Below are 15,937 nucleotides of genomic sequence, written 5' to 3' on the forward strand. Positions count from 1 at the left end.
CAATGATATTAGCAGGTGATATTGGTGGTACAAAAACTGTTTTAGCCTTATTCGCAAAAAATAATCAGGGCACATTACAATGTGAATTTGAACAGACATTTGCCAGTAATGACTATCCTCAATTCGATGATATTCTAACAATTTTCATAAAATCCGACACCACAATAGATGCAGCCTGTTTAGGTATTGCCGGTCCAATCGTAGATCAGCGTTGCCAGACCACAAACTTGCCCTGGATAATCGATGCCCGGGAACTTTCTGCAAAATTCGGCACCAAAAAGGTGAAGCTGTTAAATGACCTTGAAGCCATGGCGATCGGCATGTTAAATAGTCCTGCTGAAGATCTGCTCGAACTTAATCCACAGGCACAAATTAAAACCGGCAATATTGCCGTTATCGCTGCAGGAACAGGCCTAGGGCAGGCGGTTCTTTATTGGGATGGGCAACAACATCAACCGATTGCTACCGAGGGCGGGCATTGTGATTTTGCCCCGCAAACACTACAACAAGACCGTTTTCTTTGTTATCTGCGCAAAAAGTTTAATGGCCACGTTAGCTGGGAGCGCGTTCTTTCTGGAGATGGCTTCGGCTATCTGTATGATTTTCTGCTTGATATAGGCTTCGGGCCCGCCTGCCTGGCGGTACCAACAGCGAATGATGTCAGCAGCTATGCCGGCGATAGAAATGCGATCATTTCCCGTCTGGGGATTAATCATGAAGATCCTCTCTGTGTTGAAGCAGTACGCTTATTTGCTGAGCTTTATGCTGCAGAAGCTGGCAACCTGGCCTTGAAATGTTTATCAACAGGGGGAGTGTATATTGGCGGTGGTATCGGCCCTAAAATCCGCTCTGCTCTGGAGAACGAAAAGTTCTTAAGTGCTTTTACTAACAAAGGTCGCTTTAAAAATTTACTTAGCCAGATGTCGATCAAGCTATCGCTGAACCCGAACACTCCCCTTATAGGCGCTGCTAATTATTTCTCTGATTAGCTATTTTTAAACTAAACCACGCATGCAAATATCTTGATGATCTGTTGTTTGTTTACGATGTATTAAGCAATGTAACTGACATTCCATTGAATAACTCTAGAAATAATCCTGATTACTTTACTGGCTTTAGGTAGATAAAGTCCGATCCGTCATGCTTTAAAAGTCGAAAAATACCAGGCAAAACGACTAACCCAATCAGCAGGGTTGCAGCGCCTAATGCGACTAATAGCAGACTAGCATGATTGGAAAATAACTTCATTCCTACACCATATGCAATTGCCGAAGCCAGAATAAAAATCCAGTTAAACCAGTTGACGGCCGCAAATACACGCCCTTTTTCACTGTGAGAAGGACGTGCCTGGATAAATGTTAGCAAAGGCACTGAAAAAAAACCGGCTGCTGCCCCCAGCAACAAAAACAAGCCAAAAGTTGCTGCGCGTACTGATGCAGCCGCTACTGGAATAATGTTAGCTACTGCCAATAACTGAGGCGAATCTTTGAGTTGATTAAAAGACTGGATATCTTCTGCAGTAGGGCTATATACTGGAATCAGCGACAAACTCAGAAGACATATAACCAGCATAATCAACGCCGGGATCACCAAACCTACACGTACTTTACCCATGGAAAAACGACCGACCAACACGCTCCCGATTGCGATACCCAGTGATGTAATGGCAACCATCATACTGGTTTCAAAATTACTCAAACCTAATTGAAAACGGCCAAATGCATTGATGGATGTCAAGGTCACACCGCCAACGAACCAGAACCATGAATACAGAAAAATAATTCTCATCAGTAACGGGTCGCCACGAAAAATACTGCTTAATGTCGGTAATACACTGATAAATGATTTAGCCGATAAACGCCTCTGAGCATCTGCAGGAGGATTCCGGGCAATGCCCAATGAAGTCAATGTTCCTAGCAGCGCAATAGCGACAGTAAGCAGTCCAGCCAGATACATCCGCCCAGAAAGCAGATCTGCAAGTATGCCCGCAACTGCCACACCGAATATTATCGCCAAAAATGTGGTCATTTGTGTCATCCCCGTTGCCGAGGCAAGATCATAGGGACGCACCAGTTCCGGAAGGCCGCCATATTTAGGCGGACCAAAAAAAGCACTTTGTGACCCTAGAAGAAAAGCTACACCAGCAAGCATGCAAAGATAAAAAGGGGCTTCTTTAGCATCTGAGCTACCGACAGTGATCATCAGGAATGCCCCTACACCCAGTAACGCAATAATGACCTCTGCAATCTTGCAAATAACCATCAAACGGCCTTTGCTAAAGCGATCAGAGAGATCGCCAGCCAGTCCCGAAAAGAGTAAAAAAGGCAATGCAAACAAAAACTGCACCACCGCCTGATACTCTACATCCGCCAAGGTATAGCCCACCCCTAATAACAAAACTAACTGTTTGAAAACATTATCGTTGAAGGCCCCTAGAGCCTGGGTACCCAGAAAGCTGAGAAATGACCTGTTTTTAAAAGGTAGCGCGGGCAAATCGTCCCGTTTAATTTGAGATGCTGGAGATATAAAGTCATGCTCAGCTAATACTTGCTTAGTCATTGTTATTGATTCCTTTACAGTCATGCGTATTAAATATGTTGAAATCAGTAAATCCAGAATATCCTTTCTGATTACGATTCAAAAATAAGTGTTTATTAGCGGACTTACGTCCATTCCTACTCATGTCTTGAATGTGTTTAATACTGAACGTATTTCCTAACAAATAAACCTATACTTCGATCTTAGTCCGGAGCATCAACAAGCAAGTCTACGCTAACTTGCATATTGGATAAACTAGCGCCGGCACCAAACTGATGAAACACTGATACATCAGCAGCATCGCGCCCATATGCAATGGCTACTCGGCCACCATGAATCACATTTTGTGTTGGATCAAAGGTATACCAGCGGTCACCCACATAGGCTTCGAACCATGCGTGCATGTCCATAGGCTGAAGACCATAAAGATAGCCTACAACCAAACGAGCAGGGATACTAATACTGCGGCACAACGCTATGCCCAGATGCGCTAAATCGCGACATACACCTTCGCAACGAACATTAACCTCTTGCGCAGAAATAGGTAGATTACTCGAACCAGGCGTATAGCGTATAAAATGTCTAACCCATTGGTCAATACTAGCCACCTGATCATAACCAGGCAATACTTCAGCGGTAATCTCGCGAGCAAGATCGCCAAACCTGTCTGACTCGCAATATCGGCTAGGCAATAAATGGGTAAGTACGAACTCCGGAAGATTTTGAACTTCTACAAACTGCGCACCCGGTGCTTTATCCACTTCATCCGCTGTCATAACTTCTGCCGAGGTATGAATGGCAAACTGTCCAATCGGCGCTACCAGGCGCTGACAAAGGTTGCCAAAGATATCGGTATATTCCACCACGGGAACGCTGGGCGTAAGAGTATAGGATTCACGCGCGACCCACTGCTGTACTCCGCTGCGCGGGCGCAACATTAACACCAAAGGAGTCCTTGCCTCCAAATCGAAATCAAGTTTACAACCCATTTTAATCCACATTATAAATATAACTCCGTAATAAGAAAATTATTAAGCTGTATCAGGGTATCCCATTTACGCATACATCAACGGGCTAATCCAGTACCTGCTTTTAAAAGGTCAATCTATACCTCATCTTCGGGAATTTCATCATGCAATGCAAGGCTTTGCTCCAAAACCTGTTGACGCATTTTTTTGCGTAACTTAGCCGCTTCATATAAACGTTTATCAACTGCGGTCGCGATTATTAGCGGTGTTACCTGTTTGGGTTTGCCGTTTTCATCCACCGCAACCATGGTAAAAAAGCAGGAAATAGTATTGCGCTGCTCATGACTGGTCAGGTTTTCGGCAACCACTTTAATGCCGATTTCCATAGAGCTGGTGCCAACATAATTAACATGTGCATATAAAGTCACTAACTCGCCAACTTTAATATGCTGTGTAAAAAACACTTGATCCAGAGATGCCGTCACGACATAGCTTCTGCTATATTTTGCCGCACAAGCATAAGCAACCTGGTCTAAAAGTTTTAGCATTGCTCCTCCATGTACCACACCGGCAAAATTTGCCATATCGGGTGTCATCAGTAAACACATAGTCAGTGATTTTTCTGGTTGGTTCATAGTCTGCCTAGTTTGTATAGTTTGTATTCTTTTACCGTTAGTAATTATCAGGGAACTACTATCAATCATTATCTCAGTTTATTCATTAGATTATACTGTTCATGCCAATTATACTTCGAACGGCCATGAATGCCGATTTCAATCGGCTGACACAGCACGATATTTATTCACAATTGTGACCGCATGAAGTATAGCTACAAATCCTAACTTTTGATCTCACAGCATAGAATTAAATATTAGCTATATCCCTTCTTTCGGCTGAAGTGTCAGATAAGCCTGGTGTTACTGTCATTCCATACTTTAATTTAAGTTCACTCTTTGTCACAGAATTGAAATATTCTTTTGTTATGTTTGCTAACTTGCTCATAAACTTACCCTAACAACCAAACTAATATGCTTAGCAAAATACCAAAACTCAGTTTATTTTTTGGCGTTCTTCTACTCGCCATGACCAGTTACTTTCTTATGTGGGGCATGGATTACGTCAACCACAATCACGTGACTATTTTCGTATTAGCGACAATATTTGGCATTTTTATGGCATTTAATATTGGTGGTAACGATGTCGCTAACTCATTTGGTACCAGTGTCGGCGCAGGCACGCTTACTATTCCACAAGCATTGGCCATTGCTGCAATTTTTGAAGTGAGTGGTGCAATGATTGCTGGTGGAGAAGTGACTAAAACCATCCGCAAAGGCATCGTAGATTTATCGACGATTGCCATCGAACCCATGCAATTCGTGTATATCATGATGTCGGCATTGCTTGCCGCCGCAATGTGGTTACTATTCGCAACTAGAAAAGGATACCCCGTTTCAACCACTCATTCCATTATAGGCGGCGTTGTTGGTAGTTCAATTACTTTAGGCTTTATCTTAAATGGAGCAGAAACAGCCTTCTCTCTGGTCCAGTGGAGTAAAATCGGCACAATTGCACTTTCATGGGTTATTTCCCCGCTACTCGGTGGAGCGGTTTCCTATGTCCTGTTTGCAATGATAAAAAAGCATATTCTTAATTACAATGATGAATCCGATAAAAAACTAAAAGACATTCATAAAGAGAAAAAAAGCTCAAAAAAGTGCATAAAACAGCCATAGAAAGAATGACTGAAATCCAACAAATGGCTTATAACGGTGCACTCGCACGTGATGCTGGCTTAAGGAATGAAGAGGACTTTGACCCTGACGAGCTAGAAACGGATTACTATATAGATATTCATAATCTTAATGCAAAAAAAGAAGACCTTGCCGCTCATAGAGCGCTAGAAACTTATGTTCCCATTATTGCCGCTTTAGGTTCTATGGTGATCTCTGCCATGCTAATCTTCAAAGGCTTAAAGAATATGCACCTTGAATTATCGACGCTCAATAACTTATTGATAATGCTGATGATTGCCGCGTCTATCTGGATGGCGACCTATATATTTGCCAAAACACTCAAAGGTCACTCTCTCAATAAATCAACTTTTTTATTGTTTAGCTGGATGCAGGTTTTTACTGCATCAGGCTTTGCATTCAGTCACGGCGCTAACGACATTGCCAATGCTATCGGCCCTTTCGCGGCTATTTTAGATGTATTACGTACTGGCGAAATGGGTTCATCGGCTGCGGTTCCACCCATCGCCATGCTGACTTTTGGTGTTGCGCTAATCTCTGGGCTTTGGTTTATTGGTAAAGAAGTTATCGCGACAGTAGGTCACAACTTGACTGAGATGCACCCTGCTTCTGGATTCTCAGCTGAACTTGCTGCTGCTGCCGTGGTATTGCTTGCTTCAATGTTCGGTATCCCTGTTTCCAGTACGCATATTCTTATTGGTGCTATTATGGGAATTGGTTTGGTTAATAAACAAGCGAACTGGGATTTAATGAAACCGATTGCACTGGCATGGGTCATTACTCTACCGGCAGCAGCAATTTTAAGCTCGCTTGTCTTTCTTGCTTTAGCTAATATTTTTTAGGTGTCATTCTCACCTACTTTTTGTAAGGAGCGAATTGCTGGCTGAAGGCCGTCTTGCGCCCTGAAATCAAGATAAGCAAATATGTGTCGCTCTATATAACCCTGGAGTTCCAAGTTGCCAGAAGATATTTTGTGCATGAAGTAAAAAACCGCTTGATCGGCAAGTGGCTTGTGAGCTTACGACAGCCTGGCTCACACTCGTTTGCCTGACCTATCAAGATTTCACCTTTGGCTGTGTCATTTCAGCCGCAATGATGCTTAACCTATTGGTGGCTGCGATTGCCGGAATCAGTATTCCTCTAGTACAATAAAAAATGGCTAAAGATCCTGATTACTTTTATTACCGATACCTTGGATTTTTTAATTTTTTAGGACTAGATACCTACTTTTTATTTGTGAAACAAACATAGACGACTTCAATAATTAAAAGTAGGTGTAAAATACATTGATTGGTTTACGTGTAAAGACAAAATACATTATGAATACATTGCTTAATTTTCGATTATCCTGGTTTTTGATTTGTTTATACTGTTTAACTGCCGCACACGCTGAAGATCAAAACAGCGCAACTCCAGTTTCCTGGCAGGAATTTAAGTCAGATGATGGACACTTTTCAATCGAGTTCCCCACAGCACCGAAAATCAAGAAAAACACTCAAGAGTCAGTTATTGGCGATGTGATCAATCATGTTTTTGAATCGAAAACTGGCATAGGGATATTCAGCCTGGATTATTCAGACATCCCCGGTTTTGCTGTTTCCTTTACCGGTAATGACAAGATATACAGCCAAGCAACTGAGACATTATTAAAAAAAACATTCGGCAAGATACAATCGAGTACAGACATTAAATACCAAAACCATTCTGGCAAACATCTGATTTACGATATCCAACAGACATCCGACAAACCAGAGTTTGATGGACAAACCTATCTATTCCTTATCGAAAAGCGTTTGTATGTGATCAATGCAATCGCGCCGGCAGCTACATCCATGTCCCATATCAAGTATTTCCTGAATAGTGTGCGCTTTTATTAGAAAAGCGACTTCATACTCAAACACTCTATAGATAGCTGATCAGCGAGCTGGTACTAAACAAATAAAACCTTGCCAGATAGCCAAAATGATCGGAAACAACTGGAAAAAATCTATGATTGAAAATTACCTCCAGTGAGGTAATCTTTATCTGACTGTCATGCCGTTTAAAAATATAATCTATGCGTTTTGGCGGACTATTATACCAACCATCAATATGTCCTTGAAAACTAGGTTCATAAAAACGTTGTGGATGCATCTGAAAGAACTGATCCACATATTCCTGATTCCCGACAATATAATTATAAGCGTCTTCTCCAGCAGGTGCATTAAAATCACCCACTAGTAAATCAGCTCTAAAACCAAAATTCATACGTGAATAAATCAGATTTTTCAGCCGATTATATTCTTCGTAGAAACCATGATTCGACCAGCTTAAATGCACATTGGATATATGAACCAGTCCATACCATGGCACGTCGATACCTGTCAGAGTGACATTGCGCGACATATAATTATCTTTGCTCTGGTCATTAGAAACATAAGCGGAATGCTGGTGCTGCATAGGATAACGACTTAGAATTGCCGTGCCTTCTCGCCAACGATCAAAACCAATATGGCTCCAGTCCTGATGTATATGATAGTAATTCCCCCAACTACGTAATTTCTGAGTAATACGATAAGCCATATTCGACGGCGACTCCCCGTAAGGGTGAGTTATCGGATCGTGCATATATTCACCGACTTCCTGAAAGCAGATAACATCAATCCTTAACTGGGCTATAGCTTCAGCAATTATATGTACTTCACGTTCATGATGATGCATGGTATCGAACGGGCAATGCCGAGAATGCTGGTGATAGGTATGTAAGTTTAAGGTTAGCAGGGAGAGTTCCATGGTTTCTTACAGTTATTATTTAATTTCCACTGGATTACTTGCATACTTAGATTCAACTAACGAGTGCAATTCATTTTTAAGGACTATGTACCTTCTTTCCAGGACGTTACAAAAGTCATCTGCTCCGGCGTTATGCAGTCAATGTTGATACCCATAGCTGCCAGCTTTATTGTGGCAACTTGTTGATCAATATCGGTTGGCACAGGATGGTTATTTTCATACATAGACTTTGCTCAGTGAATTTTGCGGGAGCCAGGAAGGACATTATCGGCGCAATCTGTTTCATGTTTGCCGGTGAGCGGTACAAAGCTGACACCAAGAATAGATTGGGTCTCGATTTCGCCGTTTGCCTTTTTTTCGACAAGCATCAACTCCTGATAACTATTAGGGAAACCAAGCGGGATAACCATTCGTGCTCCAACTTTTAGCTGTTCAATGAGTGAAGGCGGAATACAGGGGGCCGCGGCAGTGACTATAATGCCGTCATAAGGTGCATGTTCTGGCCAACCGAAATAACCATCTCCTGTGCGCAGGCTTATGTTAGTGTAACCTAGTTTGTTGAGTCGATTGAGCGCCTTTGCAGCCAGACTTTCTATAATTTCAACACTATAAACCTGTTGCACCATACGGGACAAGACAGCGGTCTGATAACCGGAACCAGTTCCGATTTCAAGAATACTGTCACTAGGTTTTGTATTCAATAAGTCGCTCATCAGGGCAACTATATAAGGTTGGGAAATGGTCTGCCCAGAGCCGATGGGGACCGGGCCGTTTTCATAGGCACGGTAATGCAACTCGCGAGGGATAAATTCATACCTCGGAACCTGTTGAATAGCGGCCTTAACCCTGGTATCCATTGCATTTTTGCCTATGTACATACGGGTTAGTTTGAACTCCATTTCAATATCGTCCAGCATGCGTTGCAGATCGTTCATGCATCATTCTCCGTAATGCTATAGGTACTCTAAATGCCGGTGTCTCCGGTGAATTTAAATTAACTCAAGATATTTTCTATTACGCATTCCATCATAACGCAGAGTTTTTTCAAATGTAAGCTTTACTAATGACCTTAAGAAGAGAATCATTAGAAGATCAGAAAAAGATATTACTGCAAATCAAAAAAAGGTGGACGAAATGAAAGCAATGGTATTAAAAAATCTTTGTAATCTTAAAGAAAATCAGACTCCGCTTGAGATTCTGGAGCTCCCTGTTCCCGTTCCTGCCGAAAACGAAATTTTACTGAAAGTCTCAACTTGTGGTGTCTGTCATACAGAACTGGATGAAATTGAGGGACGAACCCCTCCCCCGAAATTACCAGTAGTTCCCGGGCATCAAGTGGTTGGCCGGGTTGAGGCTATAGGTACAAAGGTTACCACTTTTAAAACGGGTGACAGAGTGGGTGTCGCCTGGATTTTTTCTGCCTGTGGAAAATGTAAGTTTTGTCTGTCAGGCCATGAAAACCTGTGTAGAGATTTTAAGGCAACCGGGCGTGACGCCAATGGCGGCTATGCTCAATATATGGTCGTTGCAGCGCATTTCGCTTATGCAATACCGAAATTCTTTTCTGCTGAATGCGCTGCTCCCTTACTGTGTGCCGGTGCAATTGGTTACCGATCATTATGTTTAACGGGATTACAGAATGGACAGCGTCTCGGTTTAACCGGATTTGGTGCTTCAGGGCATCTGGTTTTAAAGATGGTAAAACACAGCTATCCGAACAGCGAAGTTTTTGTTTTTGCCAGAAATGCTGCAGAAAGGACATTTGCCCTGAGCCTGGGTGCTGTATGGGCTGGAGATACCACAGAAAAGGCACCGAGTAAACTGGATTGTATTATTGATACCACACCGGCATGGGAACCCGTAGTTGAGGCATTGGCTAATCTGGATTCTGGAGGAAGACTGGTAATTAATGCGATTCGTAAAGAAGGCGATAAACAAAGTTTACTGGATCTGGATTATCCTCTGCATCTTTGGCAGGAGAAAGAAATAAAAAGTGTCGCTAACATTACCCGCCGTGATGTTAACGAATTTCTCAACCTGGCTGCTGCAATGGAACTCAAACCTGAAGTTCAGGTGTTTGCATTGGAACAGGCTAACGAGGCATTGCTCGAGCTGAAGAATCAGAAGATTCGTGGCGCCAAGGTACTGAAAATAGAATGAATTCGTTTGTTGATAGGCACTATTCGATTCGCAGAATTTTCGTGCACACGAATACCTGCCTTTTCTGAACAAATCTTATATTGCAAAATGACTTGGGGCATCCGGAAAGCAGAGCATTCCAATCAAGGGTTTATAGAGATATAACTATCTATACTCCATGCAGAACCACTTAATTGATCGAATTTATTTGGCAGACTACGATCAAATATTGAATATTTTTCTATACGAAACTTTACACAAAAGTACACAAAATGATTTTAAGCGCGTACTTATTAAGGGATCTCATATCCATATGAGCGGAGATTTTGCAGTTCGTGCAAAAGTCTCTTAATGTATAATATCGCAAATATATTTTGGCTACGACTAGCTTAAACTAACGACTAATACATATTATGCATGCCGACTGGATAGCTTACCTGAATACACTGAATTTATTAACCCACACTCCGCCCGACAAGCAGGCTGTATTAGCTCCTCTCACACATTTAGCAGTTTTAACGGTTTCAGGTAAAGATGCGGCCAGTTTTTTACAAGGGCAGACTACTTGCGATATTAAGGCATTAACAGAATCCAGGCCCGTTTTAGGTGCTTACTGTAATGCCAAAGGCCGTGCTATCAGTACCTTTATTGTTATTAAGCGGCAAGAATCATTTCTGCTTATTCTCACTTGCGATTTACTTGATAGCGTTAGAAAAAAACTACAAATGTATGTCTTGCGTGCTGACGTGCAATTAACCGATCATAGTGATGATTTGTGCATTAGCGGCACCGCTAATATCGAAGTAACTCCGCAAGATAATTTATATACTTACCCTCAGCTTGATAACGGTTTCCTGTTTATCGGCAACCTTGAAGAAACACGCTTATTCTGGTCTGAAATAACACAACGGCAGCCTTTAAGCCTGGTTAATTCAAGTGCCTGGTTGGGGCTGGATATTCAGGCAGGCATACCCTGGTTGTACGCACAAACCAGTGAAGAATTTGTCCCGCAAATGCTTAATCTGGATAAATTAGGCGCTATAAGCTTTAATAAAGGTTGCTATACCGGCCAGGAGATCGTTGCCCGTACGCATTATTTAGGAAAAAATAAACGTGCCATGTATCAGGCTCACTGTCTAACTACTCGTGATATTGTCCCTGGCTGTACGGTTATCGACGATCAGGATGCCGTATTAGGCACTGTGGTATTGGCCGCAGCGCATGACAATGTAACTCAACTACTTGTCGTACTCAAAGACCAGGCTGCAGAAACAAAAATTCTCCAGCTTAATAATCAAAGCCACGATAAAATCACGCTCAATGTAATAAGTCACGACCAAAGCCACATTATGGAACACGAGTAACGTTAATGAACCCAGAAATTGCACGCCGCTTCAGGCGCTTAGGTACACTCACAATTTTCGCAGTCTACTTTGTTATATTAGTAGGCGGTATCGTCCGTGCTTCAGGCGCAGGCATGGGGTGTCCTGACTGGCCTACTTGCTTTGGCCAACTGATTCCGCCGACTAGCGTAGCTGAATTACCTGATAATTATCATGAAATTTATGCCGTTGGTTATGCCAATACCGACTTTAATGTCATCAAAACCTGGACCGAATACCTTAACCGCCTTACTGGCGTTACGATTGGTTTTTTGATTTTTTTAACCCTTTGGGCATCTCGCGCCTATCTGAAAACAGATAAGCAGGTGTTTTATTTATCCTTAGCCGTATTCCTGTTAGTCGGCTTTCAGGGCTGGTTAGGTTCTGTGGTGGTAAAAACACACTTGCACCCCTTAATGATAACTGCACATATGCTACTCGCTCTGTTCATAGTCGCCTTATTAATCTATGCCATTGCGCGTTCGCAAAATGATTTATTACGCCGGATTGATATCTCTGAATTACCAGCTAAATTCAAAACTGTTTTGCTTGTAGCTATGGGCTTTACCTTGTTACAAGTGGGTATGGGAACACAGGTCAGAGAAGCCGTAGATTTAATTGCCACGCATCACAACTATATAGACCGCGAATACTGGCGCGATAGCTTCCCGATAATTTTTTACATACACCGCTCATTTTCTGCTGTTATATTATTCACCAATCTATGGTTAGCCTGGAAAGTGTATCAATCTGTTGATAAAAATAGCTTATTATTCCGTCTCGCCTGTGTTCTGGTCGGGTTAATAATTACCGCTATTCTTGCCGGCGTATCTTTAGACCGCTTAGGTATGCCGCCAGTAGCGCAGCCGATACATTTATTGATGGCAAATTTAATATTTGGCGTACAGTTTTTTATCTTTATCTGCATCAGTTATGCAGCTAAAACAACACCTCAAACCGTGATACCGTAAAATTATTTTATACGGGTTACTTACCTATTTCTGATGAATACGCTGCGCTGTTTTCATCCAACATACTGAGACTCTGATGCTAAAAAAATTCTTAAAATGGCTGTTGACTTTTGTTTATAAAATTGAAATAAAAGGCTTGGAGAATTACAACAAAGCAGGCGATCGCGTACTTATCATTGCCAATCATACCTCCTTTTTAGACCCCCTATTACTGGGTGTTTTCTTACCTGACAATATTACGTTTGCAATTAATAGTCATATTGCCGAACGCTGGTGGTTAAAGCCTTTTCTGAGTCTGTCCCAGGTTTTTCCTATGGACCCGACTCACCCTATTTCTTTAAAAAATTTAATCCATTACTTACAAAAACCCTGTAAAACAGTTATTTTTCCCGAAGGCCGGATTACTGTTACCGGTTCATTGATGAAAATATACGACGGTACCGGAATGGTTGCCGATAAATCCGGAGCAACAATTCTCCCTATCCGTATAGAAGGCGCGCAATATACGCATTTTTCACGTTTACATAATATTGTCCGGTTACGTTTTTTTCCTAAAATTACCCTGCAAATTCTCCCCCCTACGCACATTTCAATTGCTAAGGATTTACGTGGAAAAGATCGCCGTCATGCCAGCGGTTTGGTGTTAACTGACATCATGAGCGATATGATATTTGCCACCAGTCACTATAAACAATCGCTATTTGCTGCGCTGCTGGAAGCTAAAAAAATACATGGCGGCAAACACACTGTTGCCGAAGATTTAGACAGGATTCCCTTATCCTATAACACACTGATCACTCGATCTATTGCGATAGGTAACGCACTGACCAGGATCACCGAAAAAGGGGAAAATATCGGTGTTTATCTACCCAATAATTGCAAAACACTGAATGTTGTTTTAGGCCTGCAATTGCATGAGCGCACACCAGCCATGTTGAATTACTCAACGGGTGCATCAGGCATGCTTTCAGCCTGTCATACGGCAAAAATTAAAACCGTCCTCACATCACGTCGTTTTATCGAACTCGGAAAATTTGCTGAAGATGCACAAACATTGTCAGAAAATATCAATCTTGTCTTTCTGGAAGATTTAGCCAAAAACATTGGTACTATTGATAAACTAAGTGCATTACTACAAGCTAAAACAGCTGACTTATGGTATCCCCGTGTTGAACCCAACCCAGATAACCCTGCTGTAGTGCTATTTACTTCGGGCTCGGAAGGCGCACCTAAAGGTGTGGTATTGTCACATAAAAATATCCTGGCAAATCATAAACAGGTTTCTGCGCGCATTAACTTTAATGCCCAGGATACCGTGTTAAATTTTTTGCCGATGTTTCATTCTTTTGGTTTTACTGTCGGTACCATGTTGCCCATCATGAATGGCATGACTACCTTTTTCTACCCATCGCCATTGCATTACAGCATTATTCCAGAAATGGCTTATGAAACCAGCGCTACTATTATCTTTGGCACCAATACATTTTTAGCTGCCTACGGAAAAAAAGCCCATGCTTATGATTTTTACAATATCCGCTATGTGGTTGCAGGCGCTGAAAAGCTGCATGAAAATACCCGACAATTGTGGGCTGACAAATTTGGCATCCGGATATTAGAAGGCTATGGTGCGACTGAAACCAGCCCGGTTGCTGCAGTTAATACTCCGATGTTTTATAAAACAGGCACTGTGGGTCGCTTAATGCCGGGCATGCAATACAAACTCGAAGAAATTCCAGGTATTGAAAATGCAGGTAAACTGCATCTTTATGGGGAAAATATTATGCGCGGCTACTTGCTGGCAAATAATCCGGGTCAGCTTGTACCGCCCTACTCCCTTTATGGTGAAGACTGGTATGATACCGGTGACATAGTGCATGTCGATGCAGATCAATATATTTCCATTCGCGGGCGTAGCAAACGGTTTGCAAAAATTGCCGGTGAAATGGTGTCTTTAACGGCTACCGAACAATTAATCAATGATATCTGGCCTGATGCACAACACGTAGTAGTCTGTATTCCAGAAGAGAGAAAAGGTGAACAGTTAGTACTTATTACCACTCAGAAAAATGCCACCAGTAAAGACCTCGCTGCACTGGCCAAAGGCGTCGGGAGCATTAATTTACCAAAAAAAATCATTACTGCAGAGCATGTGCCCGTGCTTGCAACCGGGAAAATTAATTATATTGAAGCAACTGAATTAGCCCTGGATTATTTTAAATAATCACGGCGTGCCAGGTATGATAATCACCTACAGAGCTGTCCGCCTGCTATGAAACTACTTATATTGTATTTTTACAGATATTATGCATCAATCCGCTTTAATGCTAGAGATGCAGTTCGGAGTTGAATTCACCTATTGATTAATAGTGGGAAAACTAATAAAAGGAATGATACTACACCATTGGATACATTAGTTCGTAGAGCGTAGTAACAGACTTTCTGTTATCATACCCGTATTTTATTAACAAGAACATTCGTCCTGATTTTTTTGATATTCACTAACAAATCAGACAGATTAGACATGATATTAATATTCTAACTTTTTGCCTTGTTTCCCTACAATATTAACAAGAAAATCAGGCGCATTTACCTGCTATCCATTTATTACATTTATTCTTTTTATTACTCTCTACAGACTGCTTTATCAAAGGGCTATATTACTTTTTCAGAAAATCTAGAATTATATTGGTCAAAGCATCTGCCTGTGATGTTTTAAAGATATGCTGCGCATGGGCGCTACCTGGAATTAATTTGAGCATTTTAGGCTTTGGGGCTTTGTTATATGCGACTTTAAGTCCTTTGGCCAGATATTCATCTGCGCTGGCAATAAATAATAAATCTCCTTTTAGCTTCTCAGCTTGATATACACTCGCTGGTGATAATAAAATCAGTTGATTTATGCTGCCCGGCTCTGAAAACACACTCGCCTTTGCAGTCGCAGAGCCTCCCATGCTAGCACCTAATACCGATATTTCACTGATGTCAGACTGGGTCTTTAAAAAATGTATTCCCGCTAAAATATCCTGATATAAAGCACTTGATTGACTACCTTTTGTAGACTTACCGTAGCCTCTAAAATCTATCGCCAGGACAGTGTAATTATTATCCAGTAGCTGTTGCTCAAATACACCCCAGCTTTCTTTATTAAAAATAGCGCCATGTGCTAATAAAACTGCATGAGAACCACGTTTTTGTAGATGGGCATAAATCGTAGCATTATCTTTTGTACTAAAATGCACTTCATTTGCAGACAAATTAACACTGAATAGCACAAGATTAACAATTAAAAGTAGTTTTTTCATACCAATATCCTTTATAAACAGCCCAACTCAGTTGTTTCAATCTAACTAGAATATATCAATATGAGTTATGCTACGATATATGCGTACTGATTAACTTAACATAACAAAGTCTCT

General features: G+C 41.6%; 16 protein-coding genes. 9 read left to right on the forward strand and 7 right to left on the reverse strand.

The features are described 5' to 3' along the window. The first annotated feature begins 2 nt into the window (after positions 1 to 2). Positions 3 to 989: a glucokinase gene (glk, locus tag AU255_RS10310; RefSeq protein ID WP_080522786.1), complete on the forward strand. Its 987-nt coding sequence runs from the start codon at positions 3 to 5 to the stop codon at positions 987 to 989. Between the two features lie 112 nt (positions 990 to 1,101). Here the strand turns inward: glk and AU255_RS10315 are convergent, their stop codons facing one another. From AU255_RS10315 to AU255_RS10325, 3 genes are all read right to left on the reverse strand, one after another. Continuing rightward, the gene (locus tag AU255_RS10315; protein ID WP_158083099.1) at positions 1,102 to 2,559 is read right to left on the reverse strand and encodes an MFS transporter; all 1,458 of its coding nucleotides are present in this window, start codon (positions 2,557 to 2,559) and stop codon (positions 1,102 to 1,104) included. Between the two features lie 182 nt (positions 2,560 to 2,741). Beyond that, on the reverse strand, positions 2,742 to 3,539 hold the full coding sequence (locus AU255_RS10320; RefSeq protein ID WP_080522788.1) for a transglutaminase domain-containing protein: 798 nt from the start codon (positions 3,537 to 3,539) through the stop codon (positions 2,742 to 2,744). A 104-nt stretch (positions 3,540 to 3,643) separates the two neighbouring features. After that, entirely contained in the window at positions 3,644 to 4,141 is a 498-nt protein-coding gene (locus tag AU255_RS10325; protein WP_080522789.1) for an acyl-CoA thioesterase, read from the reverse strand. Positions 4,142 to 4,534: 393 nt separating this feature from the next. Here AU255_RS10325 and AU255_RS20355 point away from each other — a divergent pair, with 393 nt between their 5' ends. The 4 genes from AU255_RS20355 to AU255_RS10335 all read left to right on the forward strand — a co-directional run bounded on the left by AU255_RS20355 (position 4,535) and on the right by AU255_RS10335 (position 7,134). After that, positions 4,535 to 5,239, forward strand: coding sequence for an inorganic phosphate transporter (locus AU255_RS20355; protein ID WP_198942586.1), 705 nt, complete (start codon positions 4,535 to 4,537; stop codon positions 5,237 to 5,239). A 5-nt stretch (positions 5,240 to 5,244) separates the two neighbouring features. Further along, positions 5,245 to 6,099, forward strand: coding sequence for an inorganic phosphate transporter (locus AU255_RS20360; protein ID WP_198942587.1), 855 nt, complete (start codon positions 5,245 to 5,247; stop codon positions 6,097 to 6,099). Between the two features lie 163 nt (positions 6,100 to 6,262). Then, positions 6,263 to 6,409 carry a hypothetical protein gene (locus tag AU255_RS20800; RefSeq protein ID WP_233144612.1) on the forward strand — a complete coding sequence of 49 codons (147 nt, stop codon included), beginning with the start codon at positions 6,263 to 6,265 and terminating at the stop codon, positions 6,407 to 6,409. A 167-nt stretch (positions 6,410 to 6,576) separates the two neighbouring features. Further along, positions 6,577 to 7,134, forward strand: a complete 558-nt coding sequence (locus tag AU255_RS10335; RefSeq protein WP_080522790.1) for a hypothetical protein — start codon at positions 6,577 to 6,579, stop codon at positions 7,132 to 7,134. Positions 7,135 to 7,159: 25 nt separating this feature from the next. Here AU255_RS10335 and AU255_RS10340 read toward each other — a convergent pair whose 3' ends face one another. The 3 genes from AU255_RS10340 to AU255_RS10345 all read right to left on the reverse strand — a co-directional run bounded on the left by AU255_RS10340 (position 7,160) and on the right by AU255_RS10345 (position 8,964). Further along, positions 7,160 to 8,029 (reverse strand): endonuclease/exonuclease/phosphatase family protein, encoded by an 870-nt coding sequence (locus tag AU255_RS10340; protein WP_080522791.1) that lies wholly within the window; start codon positions 8,027 to 8,029, stop codon positions 7,160 to 7,162. Positions 8,030 to 8,112: 83 nt separating this feature from the next. Beyond that, positions 8,113 to 8,253, reverse strand: coding sequence for a hypothetical protein (locus AU255_RS20095; RefSeq protein ID WP_158083100.1), 141 nt, complete (start codon positions 8,251 to 8,253; stop codon positions 8,113 to 8,115). A 9-nt stretch (positions 8,254 to 8,262) separates the two neighbouring features. Beyond that, entirely contained in the window at positions 8,263 to 8,964 is a 702-nt protein-coding gene (locus AU255_RS10345) for a protein-L-isoaspartate(D-aspartate) O-methyltransferase (protein ID WP_080522792.1), read from the reverse strand. Positions 8,965 to 9,163: 199 nt separating this feature from the next. Between AU255_RS10345 and AU255_RS10350 the strand changes: the two genes are divergently transcribed. The 4 genes from AU255_RS10350 (at position 9,164) to AU255_RS10365 (ending at position 14,742) form a co-directional block, all read left to right on the forward strand. Continuing rightward, positions 9,164 to 10,189, forward strand: a complete 1,026-nt coding sequence (locus tag AU255_RS10350; RefSeq protein WP_080522793.1) for a zinc-dependent alcohol dehydrogenase family protein — start codon at positions 9,164 to 9,166, stop codon at positions 10,187 to 10,189. Positions 10,190 to 10,581: 392 nt separating this feature from the next. Then, positions 10,582 to 11,532, forward strand: a complete 951-nt coding sequence (gene ygfZ / locus AU255_RS10355) for a CAF17-like 4Fe-4S cluster assembly/insertion protein YgfZ (RefSeq protein WP_080522794.1) — start codon at positions 10,582 to 10,584, stop codon at positions 11,530 to 11,532. Positions 11,533 to 11,537: 5 nt separating this feature from the next. Continuing rightward, positions 11,538 to 12,521 (forward strand): COX15/CtaA family protein, encoded by a 984-nt coding sequence (locus AU255_RS10360; RefSeq protein ID WP_080522795.1) that lies wholly within the window; start codon positions 11,538 to 11,540, stop codon positions 12,519 to 12,521. A 76-nt stretch (positions 12,522 to 12,597) separates the two neighbouring features. After that, positions 12,598 to 14,742 carry an AMP-binding protein gene (locus AU255_RS10365; RefSeq protein ID WP_080522796.1) on the forward strand — a complete coding sequence of 715 codons (2,145 nt, stop codon included), beginning with the start codon at positions 12,598 to 12,600 and terminating at the stop codon, positions 14,740 to 14,742. 436 nt (positions 14,743 to 15,178) lie between these two features. On the opposite strand, the gene AU255_RS10370 is transcribed toward AU255_RS10365, so the two are convergent. Further along, positions 15,179 to 15,823 (reverse strand): alpha/beta hydrolase family protein, encoded by a 645-nt coding sequence (locus AU255_RS10370; protein ID WP_080522797.1) that lies wholly within the window; start codon positions 15,821 to 15,823, stop codon positions 15,179 to 15,181. Positions 15,824 to 15,937 lie beyond the last annotated feature (114 nt).

This window comes from Methyloprofundus sedimenti (genome assembly GCF_002072955.1).
GTDB classification, from domain to species: domain Bacteria; phylum Pseudomonadota; class Gammaproteobacteria; order Methylococcales; family Methylomonadaceae; genus Methyloprofundus; species Methyloprofundus sedimenti.